The 12,551-nt window shown below is 65.2% G+C and carries 11 protein-coding genes; 6 read left to right on the forward strand and 5 right to left on the reverse strand.

From position 1 onward, the window contains the following. The first annotated feature begins 103 nt into the window (after positions 1–103). The 5 genes from ACFVTM_RS20645 to ACFVTM_RS20665 all read left to right on the forward strand — a co-directional run bounded on the left by ACFVTM_RS20645 (position 104) and on the right by ACFVTM_RS20665 (position 5,937). Positions 104–1,540 carry a glycoside hydrolase gene (locus ACFVTM_RS20645; RefSeq protein WP_390205911.1) on the forward strand — a complete coding sequence of 479 codons (1,437 nt, stop codon included), beginning with the start codon at positions 104–106 and terminating at the stop codon, positions 1,538–1,540. Positions 1,541–1,663: 123 nt separating this feature from the next. Continuing rightward, positions 1,664–2,995, forward strand: coding sequence for an ABC transporter substrate-binding protein (locus ACFVTM_RS20650; RefSeq protein WP_390205912.1), 1,332 nt, complete (start codon positions 1,664–1,666; stop codon positions 2,993–2,995). A gap of 43 nt (positions 2,996–3,038) precedes the next feature. Continuing rightward, positions 3,039–3,920 carry a carbohydrate ABC transporter permease gene (locus ACFVTM_RS20655; RefSeq protein ID WP_390205914.1) on the forward strand — a complete coding sequence of 294 codons (882 nt, stop codon included), beginning with the start codon at positions 3,039–3,041 and terminating at the stop codon, positions 3,918–3,920. Continuing rightward, on the forward strand, positions 3,917–4,822 hold the full coding sequence (locus ACFVTM_RS20660) for a carbohydrate ABC transporter permease (protein ID WP_390205915.1): 906 nt from the start codon (positions 3,917–3,919) through the stop codon (positions 4,820–4,822). The genes ACFVTM_RS20655 and ACFVTM_RS20660 overlap by 4 nt, the downstream gene beginning before the upstream one ends. A gap of 38 nt (positions 4,823–4,860) precedes the next feature. Next, a complete protein-coding gene (locus ACFVTM_RS20665; RefSeq protein ID WP_390205916.1) occupies positions 4,861–5,937 on the forward strand; it encodes a LacI family DNA-binding transcriptional regulator in 1,077 nt (358 codons plus the stop codon). A gap of 11 nt (positions 5,938–5,948) precedes the next feature. Here the strand turns inward: ACFVTM_RS20665 and ACFVTM_RS20670 are convergent, their stop codons facing one another. Genes ACFVTM_RS20670 through ACFVTM_RS20690 form a run of 5 tightly spaced genes read right to left on the reverse strand, consistent with a single transcriptional unit; the run spans position 5,949 to position 11,301 of the window. Beyond that, complete coding sequence (locus ACFVTM_RS20670) at positions 5,949–7,148, reverse strand: Gfo/Idh/MocA family protein (RefSeq protein ID WP_390205918.1); 1,200 nt, start codon at positions 7,146–7,148, stop codon at positions 5,949–5,951. Beyond that, the gene (locus ACFVTM_RS20675) at positions 7,145–7,990 is read right to left on the reverse strand and encodes a sugar phosphate isomerase/epimerase family protein (RefSeq protein WP_390205920.1); all 846 of its coding nucleotides are present in this window, start codon (positions 7,988–7,990) and stop codon (positions 7,145–7,147) included. Before ACFVTM_RS20675 ends, ACFVTM_RS20670 begins: the two co-directional genes overlap by 4 nt. Positions 7,991–8,018: 28 nt before the next feature. Next, positions 8,019–8,975, reverse strand: a complete 957-nt coding sequence (locus ACFVTM_RS20680) for a carbohydrate ABC transporter permease (protein WP_390205921.1) — start codon at positions 8,973–8,975, stop codon at positions 8,019–8,021. Next, positions 8,972–9,931, reverse strand: coding sequence for a carbohydrate ABC transporter permease (locus ACFVTM_RS20685; RefSeq protein ID WP_390205922.1), 960 nt, complete (start codon positions 9,929–9,931; stop codon positions 8,972–8,974). Before ACFVTM_RS20685 ends, ACFVTM_RS20680 begins: the two co-directional genes overlap by 4 nt. A 5-nt stretch (positions 9,932–9,936) precedes the next feature. Further along, a complete protein-coding gene (locus tag ACFVTM_RS20690; protein WP_390205924.1) occupies positions 9,937–11,301 on the reverse strand; it encodes an ABC transporter substrate-binding protein in 1,365 nt (454 codons plus the stop codon). A gap of 184 nt (positions 11,302–11,485) precedes the next feature. Between ACFVTM_RS20690 and ACFVTM_RS20695 the strand changes: the two genes are divergently transcribed. Continuing rightward, entirely contained in the window at positions 11,486–12,529 is a 1,044-nt protein-coding gene (locus tag ACFVTM_RS20695) for a LacI family DNA-binding transcriptional regulator (RefSeq protein ID WP_390205926.1), read from the forward strand. The last annotated feature ends 22 nt before the right edge of the window (positions 12,530–12,551 follow it).

The following is a 12,551-nucleotide window of genomic DNA, read 5'->3' on the forward strand; positions in this document are numbered from 1 at the left end:
GGCACGGTGTCGGGAGGAAGTTTGCTAAAACGCTTGATCACCCTCAAGCGTCAGGTTATCTTTGTTGTGATCAAACGCTTAAGCAGATGGGACATCAGCGCCGATGAAACGCTCAGTATTCTTCCAGCCGGCCGACGGCTGGGTTGGAGACCTCATCCCCTTCGAGAAGGACGGGGAGTTCTGGCTCTTCTACCTGCACGAGGTCCGCACCGACCCCAAACCCGGGACCTCCTGGAACCTCGTCACCACCAAGGACCTCACCCAGTTCGAAGACCACGGTGTCGCGCTGCACCACGGCGGCGACAATGACCTGGACTTCAATGCCTACACGGGAAGCATCGTGTGCGACGAGTCCGGCATCCACCACCTGTTCTACACGGGCCAGAACCCCCGGAACCTCGGCCCCGACGGCGCGCCGCTGCAGCTCGTCATGCATGCCACCAGCACGGACGGCATGAAGACCTGGGCCAAGCACCCGGAACTGACGTTCGGCGCACCGGAGGGCTATGAGCCCGGCGACTGGCGGGACCCCTTCGTCTTCCGGGACGAGGCGGCCGGGCAGTGGCGGATGCTGCTGGCCGCCCGCCACGCCGGGGGGCCCGAGCGCCGCCGGGGCGTCATCGCCCAGTGCGTGTCCCCGGACCTGATGACCTGGGAGCACACCCAGCCGTTCTGGGACCCCCGGCGCTACATCACCCACGAATGCCCGGACGTCTTCGCCTGGGGCGACTGGTGGTACATGGTCTACTCGGAGTTCTCGGAGTCATTCACCACCCGGTACCGGATGGCCAAAAGCCCCGACGGCCCCTGGACCGTGCCGGACCTGGACAGCATCGACGGGCGCGCCTTCTATGCCTCCAAGACAGCCGAACGGGACGGGCGCCGCTTCTTCTTCGGCTGGATCGCCAGTAAAGAGGACAACCGGGACGACGGCGCCTGGCAGTGGGCGGGCACCATGTCAGTCCTGGAAGCACGCCAGAACCCCGACGGCACCCTGGCGTTCTCGTTCCCCGGCGAACTCGTGGAGAGCTTCTGGGACGAGGTCCCTGTGTCCTTGGACCGGGACCTTCCCGCGGCACTCACTGTCCCGGACGGCTTCGCAGCCGTTGTGTCCGAAGAGGACCTTCCGCCGCAGTTCTACGCCAAGGCAGTCCTGCAGATCGCACCCGGCACCACAGAGTGCGGCCTGCTGCTCCGTTCCAGTGCCGACGGCGACCGGTCCTACGTTCTTCGACTGGAACCCAAGCGGGGCCGCATGGTGTTTGACCGGTGGCCCCGGAAAATCACCGGCGAAGCCCAATGGCATGTCTCGGGCGACATTCCGTACGACATCGAACTGGAACGCCCCTGTGACCTGGGCCCGGGCGAGCACACGCTCGAAGTGGTCGTCGACGGAGACCTCTGTGTCGCCGTCCTGGACCGGCAGGTGTCCCTCAGCACCAGGATCTATGACCGGTCCGAGGGCCGGATCGGAATCTTCGCCGGAGAAGGAGCCGTCACCATCACCGAATTTGAAACACGCCAGCGCACCGACAACTAAAACGCACCGTCAACTAAAACGCACCGTCAACTAAAACGCACCGTCAACTAAATCGCACCGTCAACTAAATCGCACCGCCAGCCAACCCAACTCATCCTCAGCTGATCAAGGGAGATTGCCGTAATGATAAAACTGTTCCGAACCGCCGCCGTGGCAGCCGTCGCCGCCCTGGCCCTGGCAGCATGCGGCGGAGGGGCCACCAACCCTTCCAACGTGAGCCCCACCGGGGAAATCAAGCCCCGGGAAATCTCGTGGCTGCTGTCCCGGCCAGCCGACGGCGCCGTCATCAACATCATGAAGAAACTCGCGGACGACTACGCCAAGGACCACCCGGGCTTCTCGCTGAACCTGATCACCACCCCCGACAGGCCCTCCTACATCCAGAAACTGGAAACCCTCGCCGCCGCGAACAAGCTACCCGAACTCTTCGACACTGACGCCACTCCGTTCGCCCAACAGCTGGCGAAACAGGGCAAAATGGTCGACGCCGAGAAGCTGCTCAAGTCCTTGAACGTCTACGACAGCTACCGGCCCGGCGCCCTTGACTACCAGCGGTTCGACGACGGGTCGCTGTACATGATTCCGTTCCAGTTCGAGCTGGAGTTCATTTGGTACAACAAGGCGCTGCTGCAGAAGGCCGGAGTGTCCGTCCCGAAGTCCCTCGATGACCTCCCCGCCATGTGCACCGCCCTGCGCCAGGCCGGCATCACCCCCATCGCCATCGACGGCCAGGACCAGTGGCCTCTCGAACGGTACGTCGCCTACCAGCCGTTCAGGGATGCCGGCCCGGAGTTCATCCAGAAGCTCAAGAAGGGTGAAGCCAAGTTCTCTGACCCCGCAGGCCAGAAGACCGTTCAGTGGCTGGCTGCGCTCGGCAAGGCCAAGTGCTTCCAGGACGGCTTTTCCTCCCAGGGATACTCCGATGCCCAGAACCAGTTCACCTCCGGCCAGGCCGCCATGTATAACATCGGCACGTGGGAACTGCCCAGCCTGGCAACCGACAAGCTGAATCGGGCGGTGCGCGATGACACCGACTTCTTCACCCTTCCGACGAACCAGGGATCCGTCACGGCGGCCAACGAATTCGTCTCCCCGTCCGGCATCGGCATGGCGGTCAACGCCAAGACGTACGACCCGCTCGTGAGCGACTTCCTGAAGTTCGCCCTGGCGAAGTACCCCGCCGAATACGCGGCCACCGGTGCGCTCTCACCGACCACCACTGTGGAAACCACCCTGCCGGCCAACGCTACACCGCTCTACAAGAAGGCCCTTGAGAAGGCGAACGACCTCGGGGACAAGCAGGCCATGCCGTGGGACACCCAGCTCGATCCCACCACCAACGGCAGGCTGCAGCAGGAGCTCGTGCTCCTCGTCCAGGGCAACATCACGCCCGAGCAGTTCACCAGCACCATGGACAACGCCGTCGCGCAAAACGCCCCGAAATTCTTCAAGTAACCGCTGCGGTGGGGGCTCCGGCCCCCACCCGAAAGGGCCCACCATGCTTCCCAACAGGTCACGACTGTCCGTCCTGGTCTTCCTGCTCCCGCCGCTGCTGCTCTACGGCGCGGCGGTGCTGTTCCCCATCCTCCAGTCCCTGGTCCTGAGCTTCTTCTCATGGAACGGGATCAGCGACATGGAGTTCGTGGGACTGGCAAACTATGTGCGCATGTTCACCGGAGACGACATCTTCTGGCGCTCCTTCTTCAATGCCCTCGGCTACCTGGCCATCTGCCTGGTGCTGCAGCTTGGCGGCGCCCTGCTGGTGGCCAGCCTCCTGACCTCGCTGCGCCGGGGCCGGGAGCTCATCAAGACCCTCTACCTCCTGCCGGCGGTGATCTCGACGGTGGCCATCGCGTTCCTCTTTGTCCGTATCTACTCGATCGACCCGGTGGGCCTGCTCAACCAGGTCCTGCAGTGGGTGGGCCTCGGCGCCCTCGAACGCCCCTGGCTCTCGGACATCAACACCGTCCTGGCCGCGGTCTCGGCGCCGGAAGGATGGCGGTTTACGGGCCTGTACATGCTCATCCTCTACGCGGCGCTGCTCTCCGTTCCCCTGGAACTGGAGGAAGCCGCCCGCCTCGACGGCGCTTCGCGGTGGCAATTGTTCACCAAGATCCGTTTCCCGCACATCCGGCCGGTCTGGATCACCACCACCATCATGGCCACGACTTACGGGCTACGCGGATTCGACATCCCCTACCTGATGACCAACGGCGGCCCCGGACAGTCTTCGGAACTCCTGACCACCTACATGTACAAGACGGCCTTCACCAGCACCGACTTCGGTTACGCCAGCACCATCTCCGTGTTCATCGTCGTCGAATGCCTGGCCGCCGTCGGGCTCATCCTCTTCATGCTCAAACGAAAGGCGGAGGCATGACCGCGCAAGCAGCCCCGATCACCAGGCCCGTTGCCACCCTGCCGGAGAGCCCGCCGCCGCCGCGCCGGCGTCGAAAGCCCAACCTCCACGGCACACTGTCCAAGGTGCTGATCGCCCTCATCGTCATCGTGCAGGTCTACCCGCTCGCCTGGCTGTTCATCACCAGCCTGCGCCCCGAGCACGACTTCGCCGCCGGCGATCCGTTTGCGCTGCCCCAGTCCCTGACTTGGGATAACTACGCCCGCGCCTTCGAAACCGGCAACCTCGGGCTGAACATCCTCAACAGCTTCATCGTCACCATGGGAGCCAACCTGCTGATCGTGCTCTTGGGAATGATGGCAGCCTATGCGCTCCAGGTCCTCGGCTTCCGGTTCAGCAAGTTCGTCCGCAGCCTGTTCCTGATCGGCATCATCGTGCCCGTGCAGATCGCCCTCGTGCCGCTGTTCATCGACTACTCGACCATAAACCTGCTCGACACCTACCCCTCGATGATCATTCCCCTGGCCGGGTTTGCCCTTCCGATGTCGATCTACCTGTTCTCGTCTTTCTTTGAATACATCCCCAGGGAAACGTACGAGGCCGCCTCCCTGGACGGTGCGGGGCCGTACCGCATCTTCGGGCTCATCACCCTGCCCCTGTCGGTCAACACTGTCGTGACCGTCGTCCTGGTCAACAGCATCTTCATCTGGAACGACTTCATCTTCGCCAACACCTTCGTCCTCTCCGAGGAACTCAAGACCATCCCGCTCGGCCTGCAGAACTACATCGGAGCCATGGGCAAAACCGACTGGACCGCCACGTTCGCCGCCGTCTGCGTCACCATCACCCCGCTGCTGCTGGTCTTCCTGGTGCTCAACAAGGCGATGATCCAAGGACTGGAAAGCGGGGCGACGAAGGGATGACAGCAGCAACAGCCGGATATACTCCTGACGGAGGGCAAATGATTTCGCAGGAGAATAGTTCGGGCACGCCATCGGTTGAGGCTGCACCCCCGAAGCGGCCCACGCGCGCCCAGCCCGTCACGCTGCGCCAGGTGGCGGAAGCAGCCGGGGTCTCCACCGCCACCGTCTCGCTGATCGTCAACAAGAAAAAGGACGCCCGCATCTCCGCCGCCACCCGCAACCGGGTCCGGGACGCGATCCGGGACCTTGGCTACCGGCCCAACGCGATGGCCCAAACCCTGGTCAGCGGCAGCTCCCGGTTCATCGGACTTGTCGCCGACGCCATCGCAACAACGCCCTTCGCCGGCCAGATCATCCACGGCGCCCAGGATGAGGCATGGAAACACGGATACGCCCTCCTGATCGCCAACACCGAAGGCAACAGCGAGCTTGAGACTGACGCGATCTCCATGATGCTCGAATACAAGGTGCGCGGAATCCTCTACTCGACGTGGTTCCACCGTGCCACGGACATACCCGCCCCGCTCCGCGAGGCGGACTTCGTCCTGGTCAACTGCTTCTCGACCGAACCGGGCACCCGGGCCGTCGTTCCCGATGAAGTGCAGGGCGGCCGGTCAGCGACGGAGGTCCTGCTCAAGCACGGTCACCGCCGCATAGCCTTCATCAACGCGACCATCCCCGCCCCGGCGAAGGACGGACGCCTCGAGGGCTACCGGGAAGCCCTTGAAGCGGCCGGCATCGACTTCGATCCGAGCCTGGTCCTGGAAGCATATCCAGACCAGGAAGGCGGGTACGGGGCCACCGAGGAACTCCTCAAGCGGGACGTCACGGCCGTGTACTGCTACAACGACCGGATGGCGATGGGACTCTATGACGGGTTGCGCGAGCACGGCCTGTCCATTCCGGAGGACATCGCGGTGGTGGGATTCGACAACCAGGAAGTCATCGCAGCCCACCTCCGGCCCCCGCTTTCCACGGTATCCCTCCCGCACTACGAGCTGGGCGCGGCCGGGGTGCGGATGCTGCTGGGCCTCGAGGATGCACCGGAAACCGCCGCAAAAATCTACTGCCCCACCGTGGAGCGAACCTCGGTACAGGCACTGGCCCCGGCCTAGCCGGCAATCCGTCAGTCCCTTCCGCCCGTGACCATGGGCAGGTCGTCGTATTTGCCGGCCAGGACGTCCTCGAAATTCACGGACGTGCCCAGCGTCGCCGAGACGTACAGCGCCCGCACCGTGGCCAGGGCCGCGGTTGCCTCCTCCACCCCGACGGCCGGCCGCGCGCCGGTGCGGATGGATTCGATGACGTTGCCGTATTGCCGGTGGTGGGCGGTCTGGAGGTCATCGGCGCCGCGGACGTTGGCCGAAGCTTCGCTTTCGCCCACTTCGTCCGCGGCCTGGTTGCCCCCGCCGGACAGTCCATAGGACGGCACGGAGGCAGCGTCGGGATCGTTGGCCGCAGAATGGAAATACAGCAGGCGGTCGTTGTCGATGACCGATGAGCCACGGCTGCCGAAGACCTGAAGCCTCGCCGTCAGCCCCGGGTATGCCGCCGTGGTGCAGTGCAGCACGGCGAGGGCCCCGGATTCGAACCGCAGCGTGGCGACGGCCGTGTCCTCGACCTCGATGCTGTTGTGGGCCAGCAGCGCGGTGTGGGCGTGGACCTCCACCGGCCGGCCCAGAAACCACAGCAGGAGGTCAACGGTGTGCACGCCCTGGTTCATCACGGCCCCGCCGCCATCCATGTCCCAACTGCCGCGCCACTGCCCGGAATCGTAGTATTCCTGGGCCCGCCACCACGCCAGGGAGGCGACGGCGGAGGTGATGCGGCCGAGTCGGCCGGCGCCGATGGCCGAGGCGACGGCGATGCTGGCCGGATCGAACCGATGCTGGCTGATCACGGACGTGACCTGCCCGCGGGTCCTGGCCTCCGCGGCGGCGTAGGCCACCCTGCGGGCGCTGGGCAGGTCGACGTCGATCGGCTTTTCGATGATGACGTGCTTGCCCGCGTCCAGTGCCTCGACGGCAAGGTCCGAGTGCACTCCGCTGGGCGTGCAGATCACTACGACGTCGACATCGGTGCTGCCGAGGGCCGCGGACAGCGAGCGGTGGACGGCCGGACGGCGTCCGGCGGGTCCGACGTCGAGCGTGTCCGCCAAAGCATGCGCGGCGGGTTCGACGGCGTCGATGACGGCAACCAGTTCAAGGTCTTTGTCGGCGGTGATGATTTCGGCGTGCTGCCGGCCGATGACGCCGCAGCCGACGACGGCGGTGCGGAGCGGGAAGACCGCGGAGGCCGGGTTCACAGGTGGGAGTGTGCTGCTCATTTGGTGCCGACTCCTGCTGCATCGAGAACGCGGTTGAAGGCGCGGCCGGCTATGCCGAACGCGGCGGGGCCGGAGAATCCGCCGAGGTGGTGGGCGTGGGCAAGGTGCGGCTCCAGCGAGGCGAACCCGGTGAATCCGTCATCGCGCAAGGCATTGATGGTTTCCTGGAGTTCCCCGTCGCCTTCGCCGGCCGGCATGACCAGCCGCGTGTCCATCTGGGCGTCCTTGACCTGGAGGTATTCCAGGTAGGGCCGCAGGCTCGGGTAGGCCTCCGTGAACGGTTTGACCCCGACCTGGACGAAGTTGGCCGCGTCCCACGCCACGCGCAGGGCCGGTGAAGCAACGGTCTCCATGATGTCCAGGACGCGTTCGGGGGTGTCGCCGTAGATGTCCTTTTCGTTCTCGTGCAGCAGGACCACGTCGGCTGCCTCGGCAGCCGCGGCCAGGGCACGCATGCGTTCCATGACGGGCCCGCGAATCGACTCGGCGCTGGTGCCTTCCGCCCGGTAGAACGAAAAGATGCGGATGTAGCCGGTGCCGAGAGTCTGCGCGGCGTGGATTGCCCTCTGCAGCCGGGTGAGCTCGGCCTCGAGGGGTTCGCTGACATCGACTTTCCCGATCGGGGAGGCGATGGCGGACACGCCCATGCCGTGCTCGGACAGGATGGTCTTCAGCCGCTGCAGACCCTGCTCGCCGAGGTCAACGATGTTGGTTTCCCAGGCGCTGCGGACCTCGATGTGGTTGGCGCCCAGTGCCTGCAGGACGGCGATCTGGACGGCCGGGTCGGGGCTGATTTCGTCGCCGAACCCGGAGAGGGTCCAGGTGACCTTGGTGTCGTTCACGGATATTTCTCCTATGGGGTGGGAGTGGTTACTTGACGCCGCCGGCGGTCAGGCCGCCGACGAGGAAGCGCTGGAAGACGAGGTAGAGGATGACCACAGGCGCCGCGCAGACCAGGGAGGCGGCCATCATCTGCCCGTAGAGGGGCAGGGCCCCGCCTTCGGAGGAGGCGCCGAAGATCTGCAGGACCACGGCCACTGTTTGGGTGTTCGGGCGGGTCAGGACGGAGGCGAACAGGACATCGTTCCATCCGAGCAGGAAGGAAAAGACACCGGCGACGACGAGTCCAGGCCAGCTGAGCGGGAAGATGATCCGGAAGAGGACACCCACCGAGGAGGCGCCGTCGATCCGGGCCGCTTCCTCGAGTTCCTTCGGAAGCCCGCGCAGGTAGGTAACCATGACCCAGATTGAAAAAGGAAGCGCGAAGGTCAGATAGGCCAGGAACAGGCCCCAGCCGGTGCCGATGACCGTGACGCCAAGGTAGTTGCCCGCGGAGGCGAAGACGACAAAGACCGGCAGGAGCAGCAGCGTGCCGGGCAGGCTCTGCAGTCCGATCAGTCCGCGCAGAATGCCCAGCCGGCCCCGGAATTCGAACCGCACCAGCACATAGGCCGTGATGATGCCCAACAGCGCGGCGACGACGGCCACGGCGCCGGCGATCACGATGCTGTTGCCCAGACCCAGGCCCAGGGGGAGGGTCTTCCAGATCGTCGTGTAGTTCCCTAGCGTGAATTCCGTGGGGAAGAACGCCCCCCGGGCCACTTCGACGTCGGAGTTCATCGAGGCGAAGACGATGTAGAGAAGCGGGACCGTGATGGTCGTGACGATGACGGCGATAACCGTGACCAGGAGCGGCCTGGGCAGCAGGCGGGTGACGGTGGCCGCTTGTCCGCCTGCCCGTGCCTTTGTATTGCGGTCCGCGACCGGGCGGACTGGAGTAATGGCCGGGGGAGTGTCGACTGCCACCGCTGTGTTTGACTGGCTCATTTTTTGGCTCCTGATTCCGTGCCGGTGTCGAGCTTGACGGCCCGCAGGTAGAAGTACAGGGGAAGGGCGATGAACACCAGGGACAGCAGCGCCATTGCCGCCCCCATGCCGAACCGCAGGCTGGTGAAGCTCATGCTGTAGACCAGCGTGGGGAGGACCTGTACGTCCACGGGCGCCGGGACGCCAAAGAGAATGAAGGCGAGCGAAAAGTTGTTCATGTGGTGCAACGTGGCGATCAGGCAGGCCAGGGCGACCGGCCCGCGCAGGTAGGGGAAGATCACGTACCGCAGCTTGGTCCACCACAACGCACCGTCCACGGCGGCCGCCTCGTGGACTTCCTGATCCACGGACTGCAGCCCGGACAAGGCCATGAGGTAGATGAACGGCCAGGCCGCCCAGACTTCGACCAGGATTAACACCCAGAAACTTGCCGGACCGCTAAGCCACTGGCCGGAGGGCAAACCGGCCCCGTTCAGGAGCTTGTTGATGATGCCGTCCGGCTGGAGCATGGTCCGCCAGAAGGTGCCGACGACGAAGGATGGCAGCACATAGGGGATGAGGAAGACGGAACGGACCAGAGACCGGCCGCGGAACGCATTCTGGGTGGCCAGGGCCGCGAAGACCCCGATGGGCACCGTGATGACGGTTGCGATCACGGCGAAGGCGACGCTGTTGCCGAAGGCGTGCAGCAGCTCGGTCCCGGTAAATGCCTCCACGAAGTTGGACAGGCCCACGAAGGGCGCGCTGATCCACTTGCGGATGGTGTACTGGTCCAGCTGAAGCATCGAGATGTAGATACCCAGCAGCAGCGGGACCACAATGATCAGGCCGATCAGGAGGCCGCCGGGGGTCAGCAACCACAGCGGCCGGCTGCGCTCGCTGACTGGGCGCCGCCGTCGTGTGGGCGGCGGGGTGGCGGCTGGCAGGCGCCTCTGGTTAGCGGCTTTTTTGGTCATAAGGCTCATTTGTTGGCCGCCGCCCGGTCCAGTGAAGCCTGCGCGTCCTTCTGCGCCTTGGCCAGGGCCTCCTTCAGTGCCGATTCGTCGACGCCGCCGCCGGCGAGGGCCGGGCGTGCCTGGACCGCGATGTTGGTCAGGGCCAGCTGAATGTCGCCCCAGGCGCCGGTGAACGGCGTGGACTTGGCCTTGGTGGCGGATTCGATCATCGGTGCCAGCATCGGGCTGGAGTCAGCGACCTTCTTGGCCGCGGCAGCGTTGGCAGGCAGGTCGCCGAACTGCTGGTTGTAGTACAGCTGTTCGTCCTCGCTGGTCACCAGCTTGATGTAGGCGGCGGCGAGGTCCTGCTGCTCGGAGTACTTCGCGATCACGAGGTCGTCGCCGGAGATGATCGACGTCACCGGATTCCCGCCTGAGGGGCTGACGGCCTGGCCCGGCGGCACGGTGGGCATGGTGGCGAAAGCGTACTTGCCCTTGATCGGTGCTGCATCGAACGTCGGCTTGGCGTTTGCTGTGGTCATGAGCATCATGGCCGACTTGCCGGACGCGAAGTCCGCCGCGGCCTGGCTGTCGTTCCACCCGGAGGCTGCCGGGTTGACCACCTTGTCCTTGGTCAGCCAGCCGAAGTAGGTTTCGTAGGCTTTCTGGACAGCGGGGTCCTCGATGCGGGCCTTGTTGTCCTCCACGAGGGGGTTGCCTGTCTGGTTGGCCATGGCCCAGGCGAACTTCCAGGGTGTGTAGTTGTCCGCGTAACCGGTCGCGAACCCGTAGGTGCCGCCGGACGTGAGTTTCTTCGCCTGCTCCAGCAGGCCATCCCAGGTGGTGGCGGGCTTGTCCAGGCCGGCCTTTTTGAATAATTCGGTGTTGTAGGCCAGCACGTACGGCCGGCTCAGGAAGGGGACACCCACTTCGTTCTGGGAATCGGGGCCCGAGATGCCCAGGGTCGCCGGCACGAAACGGTCCCGGCCGCCCACCTTGTCCCACTGCGCGGCGTCGAGCTTGACGAAGGCGTCCGTGGAGAAGGCCGTGGGGACGAACGTCGTCCCCACGGCGTAGACGTCAGGGCCCTGTCCGGCGACCACGGATGTCTGGATCTTGGACAGTTCGTCATTGGCGGAGGCGAACGTCTCGAACTTCAGATCCGCGCCGGTGGACTTCTTGAACGCCTCCGCGATGTGTGCCTGCCAGGCCGTGAACTTGTCGCCGTGCTGTGCGTTGGCCCCTACCAGGACATCCAGGGTCTTGCCGGCACCATCCACCTGGCCGCTGCCCGAGGAGTTGCCGTTCTCGGAGCCGCAACCGGCGAGTGCCAGCGCGCCAACAGACAGGGACGCGGCAATGCCGATCAAGCGCAATTTAGCTTTGTTCATTTCCTCTTATGCTCCTCATTGAGTCGCCCCGGAATGCAGGGATCTGGCCGCGGGGGCCGGTTGTCACCTGGAACACTATGACAACAAATGCAACAGCGGCAATGAGTTGCCAAATATTGCCAATGAAAAGTTTGCTGTGCCATGATGAGGCCATAACTAACTGCACGGGTTGCTAGGAGCCTTCATGGACGACGTCGTCACAGCCGGTCCGCACGATTCCCCGTGGCGGCGCGCCCCCACGATTAAGGACGTCGCCGCCCTGAGCGGCGTGGCGACGTCGACGGTTTCCCGCGCGCTGTCCCAGCCCGGCAGGGTCAACTGGGCGACCCGGGAACGGGTAGAGGCTGCCGCGGCCGAATTGGGCTATGTGTCCAGCTCCGCTGCCCGCGAGATGACCGTGGGGCGTACCCGGAGCGTTGCCCTGCTGGTTCCGGACATCACCAACGGCTTCTTCCTCGATATCATCCGCGGCACCCAGCGCCAGCTGCGGGCGTCGGGATTCACCCAACTGCTGGTGGACACGGAAGAAGACAACGACCTCGAGATCAACTACCTGCAGCAGCTGCGTGCCTCGGTGGACGGGTTCATCCTCGCGGCAACCCGGCTGAACGATGACCAGCTCGCAGTTGCCGCCGCAACGGTCCCGATCGTGACCATCAACAGGACCAGTCCGGGCGTCCCCACGGTCCTGATCGACACCCCGCGTGGGGTCCAGCAGGCCGTGGAGCACCTGGTCTCCCTGGGACACCGCGACATCGCCTACATGGCGGGGCCGCCGACGTCATGGTCCGACCGCAGCCGCTGGACGGCCCTGCAGGAATCGGCCGAGACCCTGGGCATCTCGATCCGCAGGCTCGGCCCCTACTATCCCAGCCAGCGGTCCGGGGCCGCCGCAGCGGACGCTGCACTGCACAGCGGAGTCACCGCTTGCATAGCCTTCAATGACCTGATGGCCATAGGCATGCTGGTCCGGCTCAAGGAGCGCGGAGTCGACGTCCCGGGCCAGATCAGCGTGATCGGTTGCGACGATATCTTCGGGGCCGACTTCTGCTCCCCGCCGCTGACCACCCTGACCGCTCCGATCGAGCAGGCCGGCCGGGTCGCCACGGACATGCTCCTCAGCCGGCTCCGCCCGACGAGCGCCGCAGCGCGGACCCAGGTCGAGCTTCCGACCCACCTGACCATCCGCGCCTCCACCGGAGCCGCCCCCGACCGAGGGAAGCCCTGACCCGGTTCGGCTCTCCCGCGGC

The sequence above is a fragment of the Arthrobacter sp. NPDC058130 genome, assembly GCF_042884475.1.
In the GTDB taxonomy this organism is placed as follows: domain Bacteria; phylum Actinomycetota; class Actinomycetes; order Actinomycetales; family Micrococcaceae; genus Arthrobacter.

Bases quoted from the DNA above. Each gene is read 5' to 3' on its own strand.
- ACFVTM_RS20645 (WP_390205911.1), top strand. From the start codon at position 104: ATGAAACGCTCAGTATTCTTCCAGCCGGCCGACGGCTGGGTTGGAGAC.
- ACFVTM_RS20650 (WP_390205912.1), top strand. From the start codon at position 1,664: ATGATAAAACTGTTCCGAACCGCCGCCGTGGCAGCCGTCGCCGCCCTG.
- ACFVTM_RS20655 (WP_390205914.1), top strand. From the start codon at position 3,039: ATGCTTCCCAACAGGTCACGACTGTCCGTCCTGGTCTTCCTGCTCCCG.
- ACFVTM_RS20660 (WP_390205915.1), top strand. From the start codon at position 3,917: ATGACCGCGCAAGCAGCCCCGATCACCAGGCCCGTTGCCACCCTGCCG.
- ACFVTM_RS20665 (WP_390205916.1), top strand. From the start codon at position 4,861: ATGATTTCGCAGGAGAATAGTTCGGGCACGCCATCGGTTGAGGCTGCA.
- ACFVTM_RS20670 (WP_390205918.1), bottom strand. From the start codon at position 7,148: ATGAGCAGCACACTCCCACCTGTGAACCCGGCCTCCGCGGTCTTCCCG.
- ACFVTM_RS20680 (WP_390205921.1), bottom strand. From the start codon at position 8,975: ATGAGCCAGTCAAACACAGCGGTGGCAGTCGACACTCCCCCGGCCATT.
- ACFVTM_RS20685 (WP_390205922.1), bottom strand. From the start codon at position 9,931: ATGACCAAAAAAGCCGCTAACCAGAGGCGCCTGCCAGCCGCCACCCCG.
- ACFVTM_RS20690 (WP_390205924.1), bottom strand. From the start codon at position 11,301: ATGAACAAAGCTAAATTGCGCTTGATCGGCATTGCCGCGTCCCTGTCT.
- ACFVTM_RS20695 (WP_390205926.1), top strand. From the start codon at position 11,486: ATGGACGACGTCGTCACAGCCGGTCCGCACGATTCCCCGTGGCGGCGC.